This window comes from Chryseobacterium elymi (assembly GCF_003385495.1).
Classification (GTDB): Bacteria; Bacteroidota; Bacteroidia; order Flavobacteriales; family Weeksellaceae; genus Chryseobacterium; species Chryseobacterium elymi.
Map to the genome: position 1 here is coordinate 1 of NZ_QNUH01000031.1, position 22448 is coordinate 22448.

Annotated in this window: 19 protein-coding genes; 10 read left to right on the forward strand and 9 right to left on the reverse strand. The window is 39.3% G+C overall.

Translation table 11 applies throughout. From position 1 onward, the window contains the following. The 3 genes from DRF60_RS19855 to DRF60_RS19865 all read right to left on the reverse strand — a co-directional run. Positions 1-1761, reverse strand: a 1761-nt coding sequence (locus DRF60_RS19855) for a DUF6443 domain-containing protein (RefSeq protein WP_238640257.1), incomplete at its 3' end; no start/stop codon positions are given. A gap of 6 nt (positions 1762-1767) precedes the next feature. After that, entirely contained in the window at positions 1768-4587 is a 2820-nt protein-coding gene (locus DRF60_RS19860) for a hypothetical protein (RefSeq protein WP_116014892.1), read from the reverse strand. A 9-nt stretch (positions 4588-4596) separates the two neighbouring features. Beyond that, positions 4597-6156, reverse strand: a complete 1560-nt coding sequence (locus tag DRF60_RS19865; protein WP_116014894.1) for a T9SS type A sorting domain-containing protein — start codon at positions 6154-6156, stop codon at positions 4597-4599. Positions 6157-6475: 319 nt separating this feature from the next. On the opposite strand from DRF60_RS19865, the gene DRF60_RS19870 reads away from it, so the two are divergent. Further along, positions 6476-6856 (forward strand): helix-turn-helix domain-containing protein, encoded by a 381-nt coding sequence (locus DRF60_RS19870; protein WP_116014897.1) that lies wholly within the window; start codon positions 6476-6478, stop codon positions 6854-6856. Between the two features lie 68 nt (positions 6857-6924). Here DRF60_RS19870 and DRF60_RS19875 read toward each other — a convergent pair whose 3' ends face one another. The 6 genes from DRF60_RS19875 to DRF60_RS19900 form a co-directional block, all read right to left on the reverse strand. Continuing rightward, complete coding sequence (locus DRF60_RS19875) at positions 6925-8214, reverse strand: glycosyltransferase family protein (protein WP_116014900.1); 1290 nt, start codon at positions 8212-8214, stop codon at positions 6925-6927. Between the two features lie 26 nt (positions 8215-8240). Next, positions 8241-10781, reverse strand: a complete 2541-nt coding sequence (locus DRF60_RS19880) for a YfhO family protein (RefSeq protein ID WP_116014903.1) — start codon at positions 10779-10781, stop codon at positions 8241-8243. A 30-nt stretch (positions 10782-10811) separates the two neighbouring features. Then, a complete protein-coding gene (locus DRF60_RS19885) occupies positions 10812-11039 on the reverse strand; it encodes a hypothetical protein (RefSeq protein ID WP_116014906.1) in 228 nt (75 codons plus the stop codon). 161 nt (positions 11040-11200) lie between these two features. After that, positions 11201-12250 carry a DUF6263 family protein gene (locus DRF60_RS19890; RefSeq protein ID WP_116014909.1) on the reverse strand — a complete coding sequence of 350 codons (1050 nt, stop codon included), beginning with the start codon at positions 12248-12250 and terminating at the stop codon, positions 11201-11203. 96 nt (positions 12251-12346) lie between these two features. Continuing rightward, positions 12347-13096, reverse strand: coding sequence for a 23S rRNA (guanosine(2251)-2'-O)-methyltransferase RlmB (gene rlmB / locus DRF60_RS19895; protein ID WP_116014912.1), 750 nt, complete (start codon positions 13094-13096; stop codon positions 12347-12349). 114 nt (positions 13097-13210) lie between these two features. After that, positions 13211-13684 carry a DinB family protein gene (locus tag DRF60_RS19900; protein WP_116014914.1) on the reverse strand — a complete coding sequence of 158 codons (474 nt, stop codon included), beginning with the start codon at positions 13682-13684 and terminating at the stop codon, positions 13211-13213. 513 nt (positions 13685-14197) lie between these two features. Here DRF60_RS19900 and DRF60_RS19905 point away from each other — a divergent pair. From DRF60_RS19905 to DRF60_RS19945, 9 genes are all read left to right on the forward strand, one after another. Further along, positions 14198-15202 carry an AAA family ATPase gene (locus DRF60_RS19905; protein WP_116014935.1) on the forward strand — a complete coding sequence of 335 codons (1005 nt, stop codon included), beginning with the start codon at positions 14198-14200 and terminating at the stop codon, positions 15200-15202. Further along, on the forward strand, positions 15202-15660 hold the full coding sequence (locus DRF60_RS19910; protein WP_116014917.1) for a GNAT family N-acetyltransferase: 459 nt from the start codon (positions 15202-15204) through the stop codon (positions 15658-15660). Before DRF60_RS19905 ends, DRF60_RS19910 begins: the two co-directional genes overlap by 1 nt. A 91-nt stretch (positions 15661-15751) precedes the next feature. Further along, positions 15752-16615, forward strand: coding sequence for a DUF58 domain-containing protein (locus DRF60_RS19915; RefSeq protein ID WP_116014919.1), 864 nt, complete (start codon positions 15752-15754; stop codon positions 16613-16615). 48 nt (positions 16616-16663) lie between these two features. Beyond that, a complete protein-coding gene (locus tag DRF60_RS19920) occupies positions 16664-17560 on the forward strand; it encodes a BatD family protein (protein ID WP_116014922.1) in 897 nt (298 codons plus the stop codon). Next, positions 17553-18545 (forward strand): VWA domain-containing protein, encoded by a 993-nt coding sequence (locus DRF60_RS19925; protein WP_116014925.1) that lies wholly within the window; start codon positions 17553-17555, stop codon positions 18543-18545. Before DRF60_RS19920 ends, DRF60_RS19925 begins: the two co-directional genes overlap by 8 nt. Further along, positions 18545-19552, forward strand: a complete 1008-nt coding sequence (locus DRF60_RS19930) for a vWA domain-containing protein (RefSeq protein WP_116014927.1) — start codon at positions 18545-18547, stop codon at positions 19550-19552. The genes DRF60_RS19925 and DRF60_RS19930 overlap by 1 nt, the downstream gene beginning before the upstream one ends. Before the next feature lie 101 nt (positions 19553-19653). Beyond that, on the forward strand, positions 19654-20403 hold the full coding sequence (locus DRF60_RS19935) for a tetratricopeptide repeat protein (protein ID WP_116014930.1): 750 nt from the start codon (positions 19654-19656) through the stop codon (positions 20401-20403). Then, positions 20403-22142 carry a BatD family protein gene (locus DRF60_RS19940; RefSeq protein WP_116014933.1) on the forward strand — a complete coding sequence of 580 codons (1740 nt, stop codon included), beginning with the start codon at positions 20403-20405 and terminating at the stop codon, positions 22140-22142. Before DRF60_RS19935 ends, DRF60_RS19940 begins: the two co-directional genes overlap by 1 nt. A 44-nt stretch (positions 22143-22186) precedes the next feature. Beyond that, the coding region (locus tag DRF60_RS19945) for a MarC family protein (RefSeq protein WP_238640258.1) at positions 22187-22448 on the forward strand (262 nt) is incomplete at its 3' end.

The window sequence follows — 22448 nt, forward strand, 5'->3', positions numbered from 1 at the left end:
TTTCGAGGTCACTTCCGTAATGTTACCGTTGTATTTCCCTGTAGAGCCCTGGGTGGTATTCTGGGGATTAAAATATTTCAGCTCATAGCCGAAAAGCTTGGTTCCGAGTACAGCCGGATCATTGATCTTAGTAAGCGCACCACGGATGTCATACTGATAATCGATGCTTTGCAGTCCGCCCCCCACTTTTTTATTGGAAAGCTGTGAAAGTTCATTATAGGTATTTTCCGTTAACAGTTCCACAGGACCGCTGTCTACCTGATGACGGTGCTTCGTTACCCGGTTCTGGTTGTCGAAATCAAAGCTTTGGGAGATTACCTTTTCGGTATCTGTAGCCAGTCTTTTGTGATACACCTTCGTCTGTTTGGCCATTCCCGCAAAATCCAGTTCTGATTCTGTTCTGGTGGTTCCACCCAAATGATTAATGCTGTACGTGCCTATTGCTCTTCCTTTTTTATCATAATAGACATAATTTTTGGTCCAGTTATCATCCTCTATATTTTTTATAAGGCTCAGGGTAGGCATCGCCTGGGTATTCACCGGAGCATTCTGGGTATCCGTAATCACAGCCTGTCCCAATAGGGTGGAAGGAAAAGCCGGGTTGAAGCTGTAGGAAGGGTAGGTGTCGTAATAGTTTACAGAGAGAAGCTTTACCCAACCCTCCACAGGATAGGTTCCATTCGGATCATAGTATACATCCATGCCTTCACGGTTAAAGAACACAGATGAGGTTCTGCTTACATTATTACTGCCATAAGCCTCAGCATTAGCCTGCTCCAGGCTTCTTTCTCCTCCTGAGAAAACTCCTGTAAACACTACTCTCCCGAAGCTGTCATATTTGGTATACAGCCACTGTCCTTTCATTCTCAGATTGGCATCCTGAGTAGCTACTAACCGGTCCTGTTGATCATAAAGCATATATTCCCAGCCTTTCCCCGGAACTTTTTTCTCCACCAGTCTTCCCAGCCCATCATAGCGGTACTGGTAACACAGCTTGTCCAGCATCGCCTGATCGGGAGCCGAAGTGCCCACCGCCAGTGGCGGAATCACATACACCAGCTGGCCATATTCATTGTGGAGATAGTAGGTATCTACATTCTGGGTACCGTCATTTTTTCTCACCAGTAGAGTCTGTCCTTTTCCATTCTTGAATTCCGTGGTGATATTTCCATCCGGATCGGCAACGGAAGTTTTCATCAGCTGGTTCGCAGCATAAGAGCCTGAAAGAGAAATGCCGGAATTCGTTCTCCCTTCTATCCATGTCGTCGTGATCCCATATTTCTTTACTTCACCAGCTGCGTTGGTCCCGTAGGCCATATTGGCGGGCTTCTGGGACCAGGCGGTTCCTGCCGGCACAACCTGGCTTACTCTTGTGGTAAACAGATCGTCATAGCGTTTTTCAGCATAGATCTTTTCACTTCCGTATCCGGCAGAAGGCGCATTGGCCAGCGGATTGGTATAGATGGCTCCATTCGCCGTGCCCGGCTGGGGAACAGGAAGATAGCTTTTGGCCTGCCTTCCTTTTGCATCGTATTCTATAGGAACCACCACATCTCTTCCAAGCGGTGTTGCTTTGATGGCAACACTTTGGATAGGTCTTCCTAATCCGTCAAAATACTGCACAGATTCTGATTTTTTAATACAGTCTCCATCCAGACAGTTTTTGGTATAGATATAGTTCTCAGTGGTACTGGGAGTTGTTTGCGCGAAAGAGAGCCCCGCTACAAACAATATATGGAATGCTGTTATAATTTTTTTCATGATTTTTTAGTGTTTGTAGTTGTACTGGTTCTCCTGTAGTGTTTTTCCGTCTGCATCCTTTACCCGGATCAGTCTGCCCGCATTGTCATAGATATTTACCGTTCTGATGCCATTAGCTGATATAGACTGGGTAACTCCAATCAAAGGATCATAAGTGGTTGCTGTAACACCGAAATTCTTCAGGGCAGGATCTTTTCTAAGATTTTCCAGGGCCTGTATAAGCGCAGGTTCATTAGCCGGATTATCACGATCCGCGTTGGAAGCGGCTATGGCAGCCGTCACCGTAGAAAGGGAGGCTACCTGGGAATAAGAGGCTCCTGAAATAACAGCAATAGGCAGGGTCTGGTAATATCCCCAGATTGTGGTTGTAGGAACTCCGTTTTTCCCGGTTACCTGGACCAGATTCCCTTTGCTGTCATAAACATCGAGTGTGGAAGCGGTAAAAGGACTCTGGTTCTGCCTGTTGTACCCGATCATAGAACTCGGGTATACATTAGCTGAATGATCAAATTTAGTTTCAGATTTTCCGATGGTTTTACCTCCTTCTTTTACTTCTGTTTCTACCGGCATTCCTGTCATATTAGCAGCCAGCAGCTTGGTGAGGTTTTTATCCTGGGCATATTTATAGAAGCTTTCAGTCACCGTTCCGTCTGCAGCTGTAGTTTTTGAAGAGGAAAGTTTGTAATTATCTGCTCTTACATTGTTTTCACTTGAAGTTTGCAGGAAAGATGCTGCAGATCCTGAAGGATAGGCTATGGAAGTGCTCTTTGTCTGGCTGATAAATGCTGTTTTGGAGTAATAGCCTTCATCGGTCTGATAATCAACATTATCTGCGATGCCAAATGTATACTGATAATCATCTTTTCCCAGAAGCTGGCTGGTCTCACTATACATTTCTTTTTTCTCCAGGATCCCTGATCTTAAGAGGTTGTAGTAAGGCTGGAAATTAACGGTATTACCATTAACCGTAGTCTGATACGAGGGATAATCCTTATCCAGTTTGAAATAGTATTTTGCATACCCGTTTCCTGAACCATCTGTTACTTTTACGTTTTTGAACAGGATTCTGCTGTCTTTAGAAGTATAGCCGCTTGAAGCGTTGGGAACAGAGAAATCATCATAGCTATATGAAACTGATGCTACCGGTGTGCTGCTGCTCAGGTCATTGTATCTTTTGATGGAACGGATTCTGTATGATGTAGATGGACTTGCATTACGGTAAGGACCGGGCTTTGCCACGACTTCTATCAGCCCAAAATTAACCTGTCCGTTCTGCATCGGTACATTGGCGGTGATAGTATACTGACCGGGATAGTTATAAAATTTTATCCCGCTTCCTTTCTGGTTGGTGGTCAGTACCTCAGTCCCTCTTTTCAGGGTATAGGTGATCCTTTTATTCTCAGGTACGGGAGGAAGGAGAACAGGCTCTCCGGTATTGGGATCAACTGAAGTATAAACGTCGCCGTAATTTACCCAGAATGTTTTTTTCTTTGAAGGATCCCCCGGGATCGTAAAAGAATAAGTCAGGGTTTGATGGGTATCAAAGCTGAAATTTAAAAACTCCTGCTGGTCCTGTGTACATGAGTCTACATAATCCAGGGTCAGGGATTCCAGATAGGCCGCAGAGCTTTTATCGGTATAGGTCTCTGCATTTTCATACCCATACTGGGTAACTCCTTTTGTAGGATAAACAATCCTGTTAAGAACACCGGATGGATTCACCTGTACGCTTCCCTGGCAGGATCCGCCTGGCGAAGCTTCCAGGCTGAGAGGGTTATAAAGAAATGCGGTCTCTTCAAGGATATTCTGCCCGTCCATTTTCTTTATTTTATCCAGCTGTCTTTTTTTGTAGGTAGCATCCCCCGGATATGGCGGAAAAGGATAAGAATAGTCAAAGGCGTATTCTGCGACTTTACCGTAAAAATTATTCAGCATTACTTTCTTAATGCTGTAAGGATCATTCATGGTTTTTTCCAGGGTCTGGTCGTAATCATAAACGATCTCAATATTTCCAAGAGCAGTATTTATTTTCTGAAGCTGGCAGCTTTTATACAGCAATGTTGTATTATCAGTATCGTACTTTGTATTTTTCTGATAGGTGAAATTTGCGGTTTCCACCCCATCGGCATTGGTAATTCTGGTCAGGAAAAAGGCTGATTTGTATTCCCATCCCCAAAGCCCTTTTTCATCATAAAAATGATCATAAACGGCTGCTGTAGAATAATCATTAAAATAATAGGTGCTGCCATCATCATCGGTAATCGTAAAGGAATCTATAATCAGCGTAGCGGTATTATTCTGTTTTGTATACGCTATTTTAACATGGTTCAGAGGAGTAAGATCCACAAGACGAAAAGTATTCTGCTGGGTATCTCTTTCTATTTTAAATTTCCCCGAAAACCCGGGAAGGCTGTAATAGTATTCATCATCGAAGACGTTTTTTTCATAATGAGCGCTTGCTGCATTCTGAAACGCTTCATCCACCATAACCCCGTTGATCTTTCTTGAGATAACCCCGCCTTTGAACATGGACCAGCCCGTTCCAACTTCGCCTGCTGCATCGTCCGTAGAAACACCTGTTGGATTATAGCTCAGCTGCAAGCCAAAATTTGACCCTCCATATCCTGAAAGACTCATGAGCGGAACGGAAATTTCGGGTATACCCACCGCTACTGATGGCGGAGTATCTGTATGCCTGGCAAGGGAGGCAAGTGAAGGGACCGGATTGGAAGTATCTCCAAAGTTAACACCCTGAAACTGGTGCTGTGCCTGGAGATGACCATATAAGCCTACCAGGCTTATAAGACACATGTAGATTTTTTTCATTATTTATGTTTATTTTTTAATTATTTTGGCGTTAGCCGTTTTATTCGTATCAGTCTTAACAGTAACCAGATAAGCCCCCTGAATTAAATTCTGAGTATTGATCTTCGTCACCTTATTCTTAGTTTTTAAGCTCTGAAGCTGTCTTCCCCCCATGTCATACAACATAATATCCGCTTCTTTAAAGTCAAAGCCTATTTCTACATAAGCATAATCTGAAACAGGGTTTGGATAGATCTTGATGTCCTGTTTTTCGATCAACTGGTCGATTTGTTTATCCCCCAGTTTTATGATTTTCCAGTTTTCTTCTCCAAGCGTATCGGCACTAGTTCCTGCTAAAATGATCGAGCCATCTCTGTTTAATTTGATGTCTGAAAGCCTTTCTTCTCTCTTACTGGACTCGCCTTTTACATGTTTTCTCCACTGCTCATTCCCGTTCTGATCCAAATATAGCATCCAAAACTTTTCATCATCAGCTTTAATCCTTTCTTCGGATTGCGTGTAGCCACCAATCAATACTCCCTTTGTATTTTTGTCATCAGCAGAATGTAAAACACTCATTCCCATTAAAACGTCTCTGCCACCAAAATTGTAGGATTTCTGCCACTGCTCGTTGCCTTTTTCATCAAGGGCAACCAGCCAAAGGTCAGTTTTTTCCTCTATTCCCACCGTTTTATTGCCGGATATTTCTGATCTGGATTCTCCACCGATGACATATCCATTTGAAGTCAAAGCCAGTGTTCTCAAATGGTCATCAGCTGTACCACCGTAGTTTTTCTCCCATTGAACCTTACAATTTTTATCCAGTTTGATAATGTGAAAATCTCCTTCGCCGTAGTTCTCTGTCTTTTTTGTTCCTCCAACACCACTCCTGGAATAGATCCCTAGCAAGGCACCACCGTCTTTGGTGGGAATCATCTTTTCAACTTCATCCAATCCTTTTCCTCCTAAAATAGACTGGGAGAGTTCTTTTCCGTCTTTGTCCAGTTTTATAATCAAAACATCTTTTGAACCGTGGCCTTTAGCTGAATTCTGAACATTTCCGGCTACAAAGAATCCTAAGTCTGTCGTCTGAATAACTGATCTTGCTTCTTCATCGGATGCTGACCCTAAAGTTTTCTGCCAGATTTGATCACCAAATTCGCTAAGCCTTATCAACCATAGGTCTGAACCTCCTTTAGACTCGTCTTTCTTATCCAGACCTTTCCCTGAATAAGAAGTTCCCGCCAGAAGAAATCCTCCTTCCTGGCTGGCGATGGAAGCAGATAAGTAATCATGGTTATTTCCTGAGAAATATTTTTCCCAAACCTCCTGACCCTGTTGGTTTAATTTGACTAAATGGAAATCGTAGCCGTTATTTTGTTTCTGGTTTGAGGTCCCTGAGCCTATTGAAGGATTGGATTGAATTGAGCTTCCCGTGATCAGATACTGCTGATCTATTGTTGTGGTCACCTGGCTTAGAAAATCCTGCGTAGAGGATTTGATGTCCCGCTGCCATGCTACCTCTGTTTCCTGGGCCGAAAAATTCAGGAATACACTCAGGGCGAGTGCGAGTGTGTAATTTTTTTTCATATCTGTTTATTTTTTGCGAATTTAATAATTATATTTTAATTCTAAGCATAGGGAAAACCCCATATTTTAATTATGGTTTTTAGCCCGATAAATACTGTTTTTCATAAGTGTTATTTTTAATGTCATTGTTTTACTTTATTTCTATAACAAAGGTATAATCACAAGACGACAAAGCGTGTCGTATTAAATCTTATATCTTAAAATTTCCGAAAAAAATCTCACTTATCTGTAAGCTGTGAAATATAGTTTTACAAACGTAAAAGAAATTTTCTTTCAATATCATCGGTATTTTGCTATTTTTGAACAAAATATTGATATTATGAGTATAGGTGCCAAAGTAAAAAGATTTAGAGAAACAAGAGGTCTTTCCCAGGATGAATTAGCATTACGTTTGGATGTGGCACAAAGTACCATTTCCAGTATAGAATCTGATAAAAATATACCGAACTCATTATTACTGAATAAAATTGCCAGGGAACTGGAAGTAGATATTAATGAGCTTTTAAATGAAGGTATTCAGGTTAATATATCAAATAATAAATTCAGTGACTTATCCAGTGCGGGTACAATTAATCAATATAATCCGGTGTTTAATATGCAGTCACCTGAAATTGCTGAAAGTATACTGAAAAATCAGGAACAGCTTACCAAGCTCATTGAATCTCAAACCAAATTGATTGAGAACCTGTTCAAAAAATAATCTTGTTTTATAGTTCTGAGCGAAGTAGAAGCATTTATTTTGTAACTATTTCGCCAAAAGTCCGCGGCTTACGGTAAAATCTCAGCAAGCTTTTTAGTCAGATTTCTTCTTGAGAACTGTTCAATATTCTGAGTGTTTTCAAGAAGATTTCCATTTTTCCAGAGTTCATATTTCTCAAGGATAAAATCTTTGACTGCTTTAGAATCATCATAACCGAAATGTTTTCCTGAAGCAGTTTCAGCAAGAATCCTGGAAACATCAGCTTCATCGGGACCGAAAGAAATGATTTGTTTTCCGGTAGCAAGATATTCAAATATTTTCCCGGGAATAATTCCTTTAGAAGATTCATTTGGAAAATTGGTGATCAGTAAAAGATTTGACTGTGCCATCTCTTCCACAGCTTTGTCATGAGAAATATAGCCGAGGTTCAGGATGTGATCTTTCAGGTTTGAATTTTCAATCGATTGAAGGATTTTATCATCTATTCTTCCTGCAAATTTCAAGGTAAAATGATCTGCAAATTCTTTATTTTCTCTGACTAATTCATCAAGGACCTTCCAGAGATTTTCAGGATTTCTTAACTGCTCAAGAACTCCGATATAGCTTAAAGTAAAGGCCTTTTCTTGACTCTTTTCGTGTGTGGCCGAAGCATCGCTTTCATCAAATCCATTTGTAATGCAAATAGCATTTGCTCCCGCTTTTCTGAAATTTTCAGCATCAGTATAGCTTGTCGCTAATGTTATATCTGCATTTTTAAAAACAGCGCTTTCAAGCTGTCTGTGTTTCCTGTCGGAGCTTTTGGTGAGCTTTAAATGTTTGTAATAAGAAATTTCAGTCCAGGGATCACGGAAATCGGCGATCCATTTCAGATTAGGAAGCTTCTTTTTCAGTCCCAAGCCGATCATATGAAGAGAGTGGGGCGGACCGGAAGTGACCACCACATTTATTTTATTTTCTTTTAAATACTGTTCTAAAAATTTGATGGAAGGTTTTACCCAAAACACCCTTGCATCCGGAATGAAGAAGTTTCCTCTCACCCAGATCGACAGTTTTGATTTCCAGCTCTGATTTTTACCGACGTCAAACTGTCCGGCTTTGAACTTTTTGTTGCTTTTGTTCAGCTTTTCCGCCAGCTGATAAGGTTCCCAGATTTTGGTTTTTACAATCTCTATATTTTGCGGAACGTCTTTTAAAAGACTTTCATCGAGTAGGGGATAGCTTGGGTTTTCCGGGGTATAGATCACGGGGTTCCAGCCGGATTCCGGCAGATATTTTGCAAACTTCAGCCATCTTTGAACACCAGGACCTCCCGCAGGAGGCCAGTAATAGGTGATGATCAGTATTTTTTTTTGTTCCATTAACCTTGAACAATAAACTTTAAACGTTAAACAGTTTTCTCAGCAAGCTGTTCCTTTTTCTTATTTTTATTCATCCGGAAGATTCCGAATGCACTCAGTGTGATGAACAATCCGAAGCATAAAAGCGACAGCCATTTACCTTTTTGTATCACTTCAGGTTCAAAGACCATTCTGATGTTGTGGTTTCCGGCAGGAACGTGTACCGCACGCAGAAGGTAATCCGCTTTGATGTAAGGAACTTCTTTTTCGTCAACAAACATTTTCCAGCCGTGAGGATAGTAGATCTCAGAAAATACAGCCAGCTGAGGGGTTTTAGACTGTGACTTAAATTCCAGTTCATTCGGCTGATATTTAGTTAGATTGATAAATGCCGCAGAATCTGCCTGAACAGGTTTATTGCTGAAATAGGATTTGTCTGATGATGCAATAACAGCGGTTTTCTTACTGTCGATCACTCCAATAGACCTGATTTCCTCGTCTGGTGTATTCACAAATTTCAGATCGCTTACAAACCAGGCATTTCCGTTGGCTTTAGGATTCGGCATGGCCTGAGGCTGCTCCGGTCCACCCATCACCCAGTATTTGGCATTCAGAAGATTAAGGATATTCGGTACTTTTACGGAGTCCATGACCTGGAAGTATTCATTGATCACGTCATCATATCTTCTCAGCTTTACAGCATGATAACCTCCGATTGAAGATTTGAAATAAGAGGTATTGGTCTCACTGAATGTTCCTAAAATATTATTGAAAATCCTGTAATGTGTTTTATCTTTTTCAGCGATGGTTTCAAGCGTTTTATTAACGTTGACATTGGCTAAAATAGATTCTAATTTCGGATTTCCCTGAACTTTTTCAGCCAGCAGGTCTGAACCTTCTGTCTGGAACGGATTTTCAGCAAAAACCTTGTCTACATAATTCTCATCATTCAGATAACGTTTGTTTACCGTCCAGAGATCAAATAAACTTACTGCTCCAATGATGATCAAGGCGATATTCTGGCTCATTTTTTTCTTCATGGTTAAGAAAAGAACAGCGGCCGTGATAGCGACATAAATTAATGCTTTGATGGCATCAATTCTGAATAATTTAAATCTCTCATCAGCAAGGTAATCCAACAGGAAAGGCGGGAAATATGTTTTTTCGCCATCGGTGTAAAAACCAAGCAGCGATTTTCCGAAAAGAAGAAGGATCAATAAAAGTCCTAAAGTTCCGCCGCTTACATACATAAGAATTTTTTTCTTGTATTCCTCGGTCAGTTTTTCGTCTGTAAAGAATCTGTAGATTCCAATAACAGCAACTAATGGGAATAATAATTCCACCACCACCAATATGGAAGATGGTGCTCTGAATTTGCTGTAGAAAGGAATGTAGTCGATAAAGAAGTCGGACAACGGCATAAAGTTGCTTCCCCAGGCCAGTAAAATAGTCAGTATGGAAGCTCCGAGGATCCAGTAACGGTATTTTTTCCAGGCGAAGAAGAATCCTAATAAAGCAAGGAAACATACGACGGCCCCCTGATAGGCAGGACCTGAGGTTCCCGGCTGATCTCCCCAGTAGGTAACCCCGTTGAACCCTTTTGAAATTCTGTCCATTTCAGCCTGTGAGCCTACATTTTCCTGGATAAGCTCCTCAACCCTGTTCATCATTTCCTTAGCTTCAGGTTCCTGGCTTCCGCCACCCATTAGCCTTGGAATGAAAAGATTAAGCGTTTCCAGCTTTCCATAGCTCCACATCAGGATGCTGGTTTTATCCAGTCCCGATTCTCCTGAAGTATGGCTTTCATTGGTCAGGATCTGTTTTCCACGCACCGTTTCTTTAATGTACTCGGAATTGGCCATGATCCTTTGGGAGTTCATGCCGACACCAATTGCACATGAAGCAGCAATAATTCCTGATGAAATCAAGAAATGTTTCATAGGAGTCTTTTTCTGGATCGCTCTTACCAGTTCGGACAGGAATAAAAACCCTAGTGCCAAAAACAGGTAATACGTCATCTGAGGGTGGTTGGCTGCAATCTGAAGCCCCATAAAGAGGGTTGTTGCAATGAATCCCCAGATATACTGTTTCCTGATATAAACTAATATAATTCCGGCAAGAAGCGGTGCAAAATACTCGATAGTATTTACTTTACCGTTGTGCCCTGCCGCAATAATAATGTAAAAATAGGTAGATAATCCGAAGAAAGTGGCGCCCAGTAAAGCGTATTTCCAGTTTCTGACGGCTACCATTCCCAGGAAGAAAAACCCTGCAAAAAGGAGGAAGAGATAATTGACCGGTCTTGGCAGGAAGTTCAGGTTGCTGTCGATCTTTTTGATGATGTCGCCTTTGAACTGGCTTCCCATCTGGTAGGTCGGCATCCCGCCAAACATGGAATCGCTCCAATAGGTTTCGTTTCCGGTATCGGCTCTGTAGTCCAGGAGCTCTTTTGCGCCTCCTCTGTACTGTACAATATCATGCTGAAAAAGCTGTTTCCCGGAAAAAACAGGAGTGGAATATAAAAATGCTAAAACTATAAATACAACTAGTGAAATTGCAATATAAATTAAGTTTTTATTTTTAGCCATGCTGGTTATTATCTTTTATTTCTTGGAATTTTACCTTTTGTTGTTACTTTCTTTTACCTCTTCATAGTCAACTGTTTCTGCATCCCAGTTGAGGTTTTGTTTATTCTTATTCGAGCTGTTTAGATCCTGCTGCCTGTTATTATTTTTATTGTTATCAAACCTGTAACTGTAAAAAGTCTTGAAAAACATCCTTTTCAGGATATTCCAGACAAAGAAAATAATGATGGCAGAGAGCACTAACTCAAGAATGTACTTCATAATTTCTAATTTAAATTCAAAGTTTATGATTTAAAGTTCAAAGTTCGCAGTTCAAGACTTATAAATTATCCTGAAAGTTATATCAAGGATAAAAGCCTACTTCCAAATTCTAAGATATTCCCACTCTAAAATACTCTGACTTTAAAACGTCTTTAATTCAATTATTTTGCAGAAGGATTTACCATGACAGAAGATTTGGATGTACTTTTCATAGACTGTGACTGTTTTCCGTCTGAAATAGTCTCTATCTGCGTTGTTTTTACATCGATATTCTGATTGGTGATCCATCCTGTACTTTGGTCAAACTTAATGGTTCCGTTTTGGGCAAGCTCGCTGCTAAGGCTGTGTGTTATAGGCCCCTGTGTTTTCTTTTCCGTCTTTTTAGGAATTCCTCCCGTTACTGAGATTTCTGCAGCTCCGTTTCCTACACTTTTCAATACATAGTTTGAAGTTACTTTAATACTTCCGCTTGGATCCGCATTTTCAGAAGTAGTCCATTTTTCACCGATTTTCACTCCTTTTTTAGGAATAATCGTTAAGTTTTTATTCAGCTGATCTTTCAATACCTTTTCATTGAAGGTTTCCTTAAGACTGGCCACAACGCTTGCTTTCTGGTTTTCATCTTTGATCAGAGTTCCTACAGCTGCGGTAACTTTATTATAAACAGCATCAAAACCTGTAATAGAAACTACATTTCCTTTAGTATCCATCTTCATGTTAAGCTTGTTTCCGGTCAGTGCTTTGTTGATATTCCAGATCATTTTCAGGTCATCTTCTTTCGGAATAGCCAGTTTGGTATCTACGACTACTGTTTTGCCCTGTGCACTCTGCGAATTTCTTTTAGCGACAAGATTAAGGGTCATGTCATACACATTGCCTTTGATATCATTAACAGTGAAGTTCATTTCATCCGTAGATTCGCTGGTTGCTGTGATCGTTTTTCCCTGAGGGTCTTCCATTGTTTTCACATCTCTCTGGTACGTGGTAAGAGGATAGGTTTTTCCCTTTTCCAGTTTAAAAGTCTGGGTGAAAACTCCCGCAGAGTCTTTGATGGCAGGATTTTCCGCTACTTTAGCTACAGAATCGGCAGGAACTTCTACCGTAACTGTTTTTCCTGTTTTAGGATCTACTTTAGTGATGGTTGCTGTTTCTTTTTTACAAGATACAAGAGCTATAGATGAGATAAGCATTAATGCTGCTACGTTTTTCATTTGATTTTTTTTAAGTTAAATTTTACTGATATTTCCGTTCTGTGCATCAATAACGATACCACAAAACATCACGATAAAACACTTATTCGTTACCGATTAAAGATTTGGAGCTGCTACGATTTTCTGTCTTACCGCTTCATACAAAATAGCTCCGCATGCTACAGAAACATTTAACGACTGTGTTTTTCCTTCAATAGGAAGCTTTATTTTTTCGTCCGAATGATGCATGACTTCTTTAGAAATTCCGGTTTCCTCATTCCCCATTACAATAGCGCAAGGTTCTGTGAAACTCACATCATAGATCAGTTTCTGAGCCTTCTCGGTAGCTGCAAATACAGAAATACCGCTCTGCTGAAGGAAATCTACTGCATGCGCAAGATTCGGTTCCTTACAGATCTTGATATTATAAAGCGCTCCTGCAGACGTTTTGATAGCATCTGAATTAATAGGCGCCCCTCCTTTTTCAGGAATAATAATGGCATCTATCCCTACACATTCTGCTGTTCTGCAAATCGCCCCGAAGTTTCTTACATCCGTAAGCCTGTCAAGGATCAGTAAGAAAGGTGTTTTTCCTTCTTCGAATAACTGCGGAACAATATCTTCCACTCTGTGAAATGGAACATCTGAAATAAAAGCAACCACCCCCTGGTGGTTTTTTCTTGTAAAACGGTTCAGCTTTTCAATTGGAACATAGTTGGGACGAATTTTATTTTTGGCTAAAATTGTTTTCAGCTCAGCATAAATAGGACCTTGAAGTGCATTCTGCACAAAGATCTTGTCAATCGTTTTTCCCGCTTCAATTGCTTCAATTACGGGACGCAGCCCGAAAATAAAATCGTCTTTCATTGAAATTTATTATAAATTATATAGTGAATGGTCAATTGTGAATTTTACTTCGTAAGTCAATTTTGGTATGTATAAAATTCACATTTGACCATTGACCCACGCAGTGAAGATTCACTATCTTCCGGTCTCTCCAAGTATTGCTCTTTTCTGTGCCATGATATAGCCGTAATGCAGGCTTTCATGCATATTGTTGAAAATGATGGCGTCCTGGATGCTTTTCAGATCCATGCCGAAACTTGTAGTATATGGCGTGTAGTCTGAAAAAAAGTCGCTGTCATAATCTTTCATTAAAATCTTTGAAGTTTCAGTGAGTAAAAACTCAAGGTCTTCCACTTCAGATTTTTGTACATTCAGGTTAGGAAGAGTTCCTTTTTTGTAGGTTTCGATCCAATATTTATCTATTCTGAAGGGATTTCCGCTCAGATAATAATGCAGGAGCTGTTGTGTAGCAACCGTATGGGCAATATTCCAGTACATATTGTTGTTGAAACCGTCAGGAATCAGCAGAAGATCTTCGTGGGAAGTGTTCTGCAGAATACTTAAAAGGTTCTTTCTCACTTGTCTGTGTGCTTGAAAATGATAATTCATTTTGCAAAAATTTTTAATCACCAAAAATAGTTTAATAAACTGGAAGTGACAATTTTTTGGATAAGGGATTGAATTAAATGTTCTTAAATACTGAAAAAAGATGTTAATTGTTATGTTCTTTTTATCGATCATAAAAAAAAACTCCTCCGAAAAGTATTTGGCGGTGCAATACATATATATTACTGAGTTTAAAGCTCTATAAATTTCAAAATAATGATGTCCATTACTAAAATTTAGTAAAAATATTCTGCATTAGATAATTAAGTACGGGATGTCATTGGACCCAATACATTTCTGTTAAAAATGACAGCTGAGTGAAGATACTTTTTTTTAGAACTATGATCATGTTTTTTTGGCCTTTTAAGTGATTTTGCCTGAATTTTTTTTGAATCTATTACTTGGATCCATTATAAATAAAGGAATATTTAACAAACTTTAACTTTAAAATGGCATTCATTATGTTGATTAATGCCAGTATTTATCAGAAATTTACCACCTATTTTAATTAAAGCTATGTCAGATACATATCAAGCTGAAGATATCCGCCAGTTGACGGAAAAAGTAAAAGAAAAGAATTACTTATTTTCCCTTTTGAGGCAGGAAATCAATAAAGTGATTATTGGCCAGGAATATATGATAGACCGCTTGTTGGTAGGTCTTTTAGGGAATGGGCATGTCCTTTTGGAAGGAGTTCCGGGGCTGGCAAAAACTTTAGCGATTAAAACCCTGGCAGAAGCTGTTCATGGCGAATTTTCCAGGATACAGTTTACCCCCGACCTGCTTCCCGCAGATGTGGTGGGAACCATGATCTTCAATATCAAAGACAACGATTTCTCTATAAAAAAAGGTCCTGTTTTTGCGAATTTTGTATTGGCGGATGAGATCAACCGTGCGCCTGCAAAAGTACAGTCGGCATTGCTGGAAGTGATGCAGGAAAAACAGGTAACAATTGGTGATGAAACCATGAAGCTTCCGAAACCGTTTTTGGTGCTGGCTACTCAGAACCCAATAGATCAGGAAGGTACTTATCTGCTTCCGGAAGCACAGAGTGACCGTTTTATGCTGAAATGTAAGATCGATTATCCTAATTTTGAAGACGAAAGAACGGTGATGAGAATGGTTTCAACTTCCCATCAGCCTGGTGTAAAACCTGTGATATCGTTGCAGGATATTGTAGATGCCAAAGAACTGATCAACCAGATTTATCTGGATGAAAAGATCGAAAAATATATTCTGGATATGGTTTTTGCAACCCGTTATCCGGAGAATTACGGACTTCCTGAGCTTAAAAACTATATCGGATTCGGAGCTTCTCCCAGAGCATCCATCAACCTTGCCATTGCATCCAGAACCTATGCATTTCTAAAGGGAAGAGCTTTTGTTATTCCTGAAGATGTAAAAGCATTGGCTCAGGATGTATTAAGACACAGAATTGGTCTTACTTTCGAAGCAGAAGCAGAAGAAATTTCATCAGAAGAGATTATCAACAGGATTTTAGCTAAAATTCAGGCACCGTAATGAGTGAAGTAGTTATCAGAAAAGCTGTCCGGGAAGATTGCGCTCCCATGTTGGAGTTGATCCGGGAGCTTGCAGAATATGAAAAGGCACTTCATGAGGTGACCATAACTCTGGATGAGTTTACAGAAGACGGTTTTGGGAAATCTCCGGTTTGGGGAGCTTTCGTTGCCGAACTGAATAGCGAAATTGTGGGAATTTCACTATATTATGACCGGTTTTCAACCTGGAAGGGAAGAAGGCTGTATCTTGAAGATCTGGTGGTGACGGAAAAAATGAGAGGAAAACAGATCGGAAAACTTTTGTTTGATGCCACTTTGGAATATGGAAAATCTAACCAATACAGCGGAATGGTTTTTCAGGTATTGAACTGGAATGAACCCGCTATTAATTTTTATAAGAAATACAGCCCGAAATTTGACAGTGAATGGCTGAATGTTTCGATTGAATTGAAGGATTAGAAGTTAGAAGAGAATGGAAGTAACGAAAATGGGAGATGGAAGCGCAACGCACAAACCCCATAGCCCATAACTCGAAACCTACAACACATTTATGGAAATAAAAGATATTGTAAAAAAAGTAAAGCAGATAGAGATCCGTACCCGAAAGAAGACGGAAGCTTCACTTATGGGACAGTATCACAGTGCCTTCAAAGGACAAGGAATGACTTTTTCGGAAGTCCGCCCGTACCAGTTCGGAGATGAAATCCGAAGGATCGACTGGAACAAAACAGCCCGATTCCGGGAGCCGTTTGTTAAAGTAATGGAAGAGGAAAGAGAGCTGACTATGATGATCCTGGTAGATATTTCCGCCTCTATGGATTACGGAACCAAAAACCAGCTGAAAAGGGAATATGTAGCAGAAATTGCTGCCAGCCTCGGGTTTTCAGCGGCAGGAAATAATGATAAAGTAGGATTGATCCTGTTTGCAGATAAAGTATATAAAGTAATTCCGCCCCAGAAGGGCAGAAAACATATTCTTTCTATTATCAGTAATATTCTGACAGCAGATTATGTCCCGGCTGTATCAAAGATTGATAAAGCCATGGAATATATGATGGGGATTTTTAAAAGGAAATCTCTGGTTTTTCTGTTTTCAGATTTTGAAGATACTTATGATTCCAAAATGCTTAGAGTTGCTTCAAAAAAGCACCAGCTGCTGGGTATGAGAATCTATGACGAAAAAGATAACGAAATTCCTGATGTAGGCTATGCTCTTCTGTATGATGCCGAAACAGGAAAAGAAGTCTGGGCCAATACTTCCAGTGCAAGATGGAGGTATACGTTTGCTGAAGCCCAGAAGCAGAAAGTTCGGGCTCTGGAAGAAGATTTTGCCGCCAGCTCGGCCAGCTTTATGAATATGAGCACCGGTGCCGATTATTCTAAAATGCTGTATAATTATTTCCAGAAGAAGTAAATATAAAAAAATAATGAAGGCTCAGGCCGCAATTACAAGTATTTGAAATTGAGAAAAATAGTATTCATACTTTCTTTTTTAATCTGTGGAAATGTTTTTTCGCAGATACTGTCTTCCAATTTGGAGAAGAAAACCCTTGCCTTAGGCGAGGTCAACCGTTTGATTATTAAGATAGACAATATTCATGAGCTTCAGGTGGTTGCTGCTCCTAAAAACGAAATGCTGCCTTTCCATTTTGAAGAAATTAAGGACAGCATTGGGCAAAACCAGAATTCCTACGAGAGAAAAATTGAATTTTCAGTGTATGAAGAAGGGAAATTTACTATTCCTGAGCTGGAATTTAATGTAGGAGGAAAGATTTTAAAAACCATTCCTTATGAAATTGATGTGGTAAATACAGCCCAAAAGGCAGATCAGATCAATGATATCATGAATAATAAAGAGGTAAAGCTTGAAACAAAAGATTACTGGGAGCTTTATAAATTCTATATCCTCGCTGCTTTAGCCGTTCTCGCTTTGATTATTGCAGGCATTATGTTCATCAAATGGGGCAGGAAATCAAAAAATTCGCCTGCTGTTGCCACCAACCAGACTTTAAAGGAACTGGATTCCCTGAAAAAGAAAAAATATATTGAAGGAGGTGATTTCCGTTCGTTCTATGTTGAACTGATAGATATTTCCAGAAAATTCATTGCCAAACAATATCATCTTCCGGCGGATGTTCTTCTTACAGACGATCTTATTGACGTTATGAAGAAAAACAATACCATTTCCCAGGAAAACGAAAGAATAGTGGAAGATGTATTTTTAAGAGGGGATCTGGTGAAATTTGCCAAGACTTTTCCTGACCAGACTACCATGGAAAAAGATTTTGCAGATATCCGCGATTTTGTGAAGAGATCGTCGAAAGATCTAGAATTTGAAAACTTAAGAAAGGATGCCTGATTTTGAATTTTACAGTCCGTGGTTCCTGTTGCTTTTTCTGCTGTTTATTCCCCTTTTTATTAAAGATGCGGGAGGAAAGAGAAAGAAAGGCATAAAAGTTCCTACAGTACAGAATATGGAAGGCAGCGGGGGAATTCGTGCTGTACTTGGTCTGCTTAAGTTTTCGAAGTATATCATTCTTTCTGCGCTGATTATTGCGATGGCAAGACCGAGAACTTTTACAGTTTCTCAGGACCAGGATGATACCAAAGGCGTAGATATCATGCTTTCCATAGATGTTTCCCTGAGTATGTTGGCCAAAGATCTTAGCCCGGACCGTATTACCGCTTTAAAAGATATTGCCGTAAAATTTGTCCAGAAACGCCCGAATGACAGGATAGGAGTGGTAGCATATGCAGCAGAAGCATTTACTAAGGTACCGGTGACTTCTGACCATCAGGTGGTTATAGATGAAATTAAAAATCTTAATTCCGCTGGTCTTGAACCGGGAACAGCCATTGGAGAAGGACTTTCTGTAGCGGTAAATCATCTTATCAAAAGCAAAGCCAAAAGTAAGGTGGTTATTCTTATGACAGACGGAGTAAGCAATATTCAGAATGCAATTCCTCCACAGCTTGCTGCGGAACTTGCCAAAAATAATAATATAAAAGTATATGCCATTGGGATAGGGACCAACGGTTTTGCGCTGATGCCTACCTCACAGGATATTTTCGGAGACCTGATTTTTACAGAAACAGAGGTTACGATTGATGAAAATACATTGAGAGAAGTAGCACAGACTACAGGAGGAAGATATTTCAGAGCGACTTCCAACAGCAGTCTGGAGGAAGTGTATGATGAGATCAACCAGTTGGAGAAAACCGATATCAAGGTTGCCAAGCTGTACAACTATGATGAATATTTTAAAATTTTCCTTTGGATCGCATTGGGAATGTTGTTTTTTGATGCATTGCTGCGATGGGTATTATATAAATTTTTAAGCTGATGAATTGGTCTTTAGGGAATTACTGGTACTTACTTTTGCTGTTGCTTCTGCCGTTGTTGTCTATCTTTCTGATCCGTTTTTTGAGATGGAAAAAGAAAAAAAGAGAGATTTTTGCAGACAGCAGATTTCATGACAGCTTATTCGAAAAAAGATCCGGGTTTACAAAATTCTTTCCCGCTTTATATCTTTTAGGAACACTTTTTCTTATATTTTCGATTATAGATTTATTGAACGGTTCTGAAGAAGTGAAAACCAATCAGCGGTTTAATAATGTGATTTTTATGTTGGATGTCTCCAATTCTATGAATGCGGAAGACATTGACCCCAGCCGTCTTACAGAGGCAAAAAATCTTATGCTGGGTACCATGCAGAAAATGAAGAATGATAAGATCGGTATCGTAATTTTTGCCGGTGAAGCAGTTTCTATTATGCCGCTTACCACAGATTATGGGACCGCCGAAACCTATATAAGTGCGGTAGAAACAAATTCTATGAAGATCCAGGGAACGGATTTTCTGAAAGGAATGCAGGCCGCAGCAGAAAAATTTAAAAATGTAAGCAAAGGCTCCAGAAAAGTCATTCTGCTGAGTGACGGCGAAGATAATGAAGGAAATGATAATGCTGCCATAAGACTGGCCAATAAAGAAGGGATTTCCATAACATCGGTAGGCATAGGGACAGATGAGGGGGCGCCTGTTCCGGAATATGTCTTCGGCCAGCTGATGGGCTATAAAACCGATATGGATGGTGGAACAGTGATCTCTAAGAGACAGACGGAAGCTCTTAAAAAGATGGCGGAATCTACAGGAGGAGATTACGTAGACGGAAATAATATCAATGAAGCTCCCGATAAGATCATTGATGCTGTGAGTAAAAAATCCTCATCCGCACAGACTTTAGTAAAGTCCCAGAATGCTAATCACTATTATCAATACTTTTTAATAGTTTCCATTTTCTTTTTCTTTTTAATTTATATCTTGAACCCGAAAAAAGATTTCAATATTTAGTTTTTACACTTTGTTTATCAAGATTTTAAATAAGTACTTTAACCGAACTTTAACAAATAGATGTCTGTTTATTAACATATAAAGGAATAATTTTGCAGGTAATGAATACTAAAATCATTTTTTTATCGTTTCTTATTGCTTTTTCATTCTCAAACAAGCTGTTTGGGCAGGAAAACTATAGAACTTTAGTTTATGAAGGTAATCAGAAATTTAATGGTAAAGATTATGACGGAGCATCTTCCAAGTATATGGAGGCTGTTAAGGAAAATGAAAAAGACTTTACAGCTCATTATAATCTGGGAAATGCATTGTATAAAAGCAAAAAGTATGAAGAGGCTAAAGCAGAATTTGATAAAGCTCAGAAGCTTTCGCAGACTCTGCCGGATAAAACGGCCGCTCTTCATAATTTGGGCAATACCTACATGCAGATGAACCAACCGGAAAAAGCGGCTGACTATTATAAGCAAGCTCTGAAGCAGAATCCTTATAATGAAGCGACCAGAAAGAATTATGAAATCGCCAAGCTGAAGGAAAAAGAAAAACAGCAACAGCAGAAAAACGAACAGAACAATTCAGGAAAAGGCGGAGGAGGAAATGATCAGAACAAAAATGATGATCAGAAAGGTGACCAAAAAGATCAAAAACAGGATCAGGGAAATGGCCAGCAGAATGAAGGGAAAAGCGAGCAGGGAAATACTCCTAAGCAAAACCCCGATAATGAAGGAAAAATGCCTAAGAATCTTGAAAACGCGATATTAGATAAAGTCAACGAAAAAGAAAAAGAAACCGCCAGAAGAATCTTAAACAAGAATTCTTATTCGATGCCCCAAAGCAACGAAAAAGATTGGTGATGCAGCATAAACTGATTTACATATTATTCCTTTTTGCATCCGTAATTTCTTACGGACAGGTAAATCTGTATATGGAATCTGATAAAGCAGAATACAATGGAAAGGATATTGTAAACCTTACCATTGTTCTGGAACTTAATGGTGTTGACCTCGAGCCACAGACCCGTTTTCAGCTACCCGACCTTTCCAAATTTAATATTATAGGAAGCGGGTCGGTTACCAATACACTGATAGATCCCGCTACCAATACACTTGTTACTCAGAAAGTATCCAGGATTGCTCTTGAGCCTAAGAAAAAAGGGAAGATCAAAATAGGTTCTGTACTGGTAACAGTTAATAATAGGATTTACAAGACAGAGCCTTTTGATGTCAATATAAAAGATATCATTGAAAAAAGATCACTAGCTAGTAATATGGCCAACGAAGTCTATCTCAATATGGAGATAGAAGACCGCGAGGTGTATCAGGATCAGGCTACAGTGGCTGTGTTGAGAGTATATTCCAAAAATATGGACAATTTCAGAAAAGTGAAAGATGTTCGTCTTCCGCGTCAGGATAATCTTAATATACATCCTATAAACTTAAATAAATCGGAAATAGACCCTTCGGGAGCCGGCAATATGGCTTCTCAGGTAGTGGCTGTATTTATGGTATTTCCTAATGAATCAGGGTATGTAGATGTTCCGGCAATATCGGCATCGGTAAACTCTTATTCGAATAAAAATAAAATTGTTTCCAATAAAGTAAAGCTTAATGTAAAAAAACTTCCGGAAGGATCGCCTGAATACTTTAAAAATGCAGTTGGTAATTTCAAGGTGAATGTATACAATGCTTCAAAGGATAAAATAGAAGTTGACAAACCGATCAACGTTGTTGTTAAAGTTTCAGGGGAAGGAAATCTTCCGGATATGCAACTACCTAAGATTATCTCATCTCCGGATTATGAAGTCTTTACCCCTAAAATTACCTCCAAAGTGACTCCCGGAACCACAGGAATGAAAGGAGAGATTTTGGCCAACTATGTTATCATTCCTAAAAAAGTAGGTGCTATTTCGATCAAGACTGAGCAGTTTGCATTCTTTGATCCGGCAAGTCACGAATATGTGGACCTTGGAAATAAAGCTCTTGCCCTAAATGCATTTTCCCATGATCAGATTCTGGAATCACGTTCCACAGTTGAAAAGGTAAATGAATATACCAACACGCTTTTGGAAACGGTAGATACTCCTGTTCTGAAAACAACAACATTTAAAGTAAGGGAAAAGAGTAAATTCCACTGGAGCATCCTTTTAACCAATATTTCCATTCTTATCGGGTTATTTATTATGTACCTGTTATTTAAGACATGGCGAAAAAAACGAGCGCTGGTTAAAGAAACAACATCTCCGAAACCGCTTGGTTCAGTGGCTGAAACAGAAAAACAGATCAGAGAAATGCTGAAAACGGATATTAATGATTATTTTAGCTATCTTGAAAATCTTAAAGATAACGGAGATTATCAAAAGTTCTTTGATACCCTGGAAGAAATGGATACGGATATAAGAAAACAGTATTTCCAGAGTTCTTCACAAGAGTTCAGAGTATTTCTGGAAAATTATAAAGGACCTTCTGTTGCAGAAGAATACAGAAATCTGCAGCAGAGAATTCAAATGGAGAAATATTCACCTCTGAAATCGGCAGAAGGAATAGATGAGCTTTTAAAAGCAGTTGTTAATTTGTACTCACGAATTAGCAAATAATCATTTTTTTTTCATATTTTTGCGAAATTTTTAATTACAAGGAGATGGAAATATTTAATGATTTTTCTATTAAAGAAATCGTTACCTGCTTTATGGTTCTTTTCGCCGTAATCGATATTATCGGCTCTGTTCCTATTGTTGTAAGCCTTCAGCAGAAGTTTGGACAGATTGAAGCAGGGAAAGCATCCATTACTGCCGGTGCTATTATGATTGTTTTTCTTTTCGTAGGAAACAAAATTCTTAAGCTGATTGGCGTAGATGTGAACTCCTTTGCCATTGCAGGTGCTTTTGTGATTTTTATCATAG

What these genes read in the sequence shown, in the direction of transcription:
- DRF60_RS19860 (WP_116014892.1), bottom strand. Translation starts at nt 4,587, where the DNA reads ATGAAAAAAATCTACATGTGTCTTATAAGCCTGGTAGGCTTATATGGT.
- DRF60_RS19865 (WP_116014894.1), bottom strand. Translation starts at nt 6,156, where the DNA reads ATGAAAAAAAATTACACACTCGCACTCGCCCTGAGTGTATTCCTGAAT.
- DRF60_RS19870 (WP_116014897.1), top strand. Translation starts at nt 6,476, where the DNA reads ATGAGTATAGGTGCCAAAGTAAAAAGATTTAGAGAAACAAGAGGTCTT.
- DRF60_RS19875 (WP_116014900.1), bottom strand. Translation starts at nt 8,214, where the DNA reads ATGGAACAAAAAAAAATACTGATCATCACCTATTACTGGCCTCCTGCG.
- DRF60_RS19880 (WP_116014903.1), bottom strand. Translation starts at nt 10,781, where the DNA reads ATGGCTAAAAATAAAAACTTAATTTATATTGCAATTTCACTAGTTGTA.
- DRF60_RS19885 (WP_116014906.1), bottom strand. Translation starts at nt 11,039, where the DNA reads ATGAAGTACATTCTTGAGTTAGTGCTCTCTGCCATCATTATTTTCTTT.
- DRF60_RS19890 (WP_116014909.1), bottom strand. Translation starts at nt 12,250, where the DNA reads ATGAAAAACGTAGCAGCATTAATGCTTATCTCATCTATAGCTCTTGTA.
- rlmB (WP_116014912.1), bottom strand. Translation starts at nt 13,096, where the DNA reads ATGAAAGACGATTTTATTTTCGGGCTGCGTCCCGTAATTGAAGCAATT.
- DRF60_RS19900 (WP_116014914.1), bottom strand. Translation starts at nt 13,684, where the DNA reads ATGAATTATCATTTTCAAGCACACAGACAAGTGAGAAAGAACCTTTTA.
- DRF60_RS19905 (WP_116014935.1), top strand. Translation starts at nt 14,198, where the DNA reads ATGTCAGATACATATCAAGCTGAAGATATCCGCCAGTTGACGGAAAAA.
- DRF60_RS19910 (WP_116014917.1), top strand. Translation starts at nt 15,202, where the DNA reads ATGAGTGAAGTAGTTATCAGAAAAGCTGTCCGGGAAGATTGCGCTCCC.
- DRF60_RS19915 (WP_116014919.1), top strand. Translation starts at nt 15,752, where the DNA reads ATGGAAATAAAAGATATTGTAAAAAAAGTAAAGCAGATAGAGATCCGT.
- DRF60_RS19925 (WP_116014925.1), top strand. Translation starts at nt 17,553, where the DNA reads ATGCCTGATTTTGAATTTTACAGTCCGTGGTTCCTGTTGCTTTTTCTG.
- DRF60_RS19930 (WP_116014927.1), top strand. Translation starts at nt 18,545, where the DNA reads ATGAATTGGTCTTTAGGGAATTACTGGTACTTACTTTTGCTGTTGCTT.
- DRF60_RS19935 (WP_116014930.1), top strand. Translation starts at nt 19,654, where the DNA reads ATGAATACTAAAATCATTTTTTTATCGTTTCTTATTGCTTTTTCATTC.
- DRF60_RS19940 (WP_116014933.1), top strand. Translation starts at nt 20,403, where the DNA reads ATGCAGCATAAACTGATTTACATATTATTCCTTTTTGCATCCGTAATT.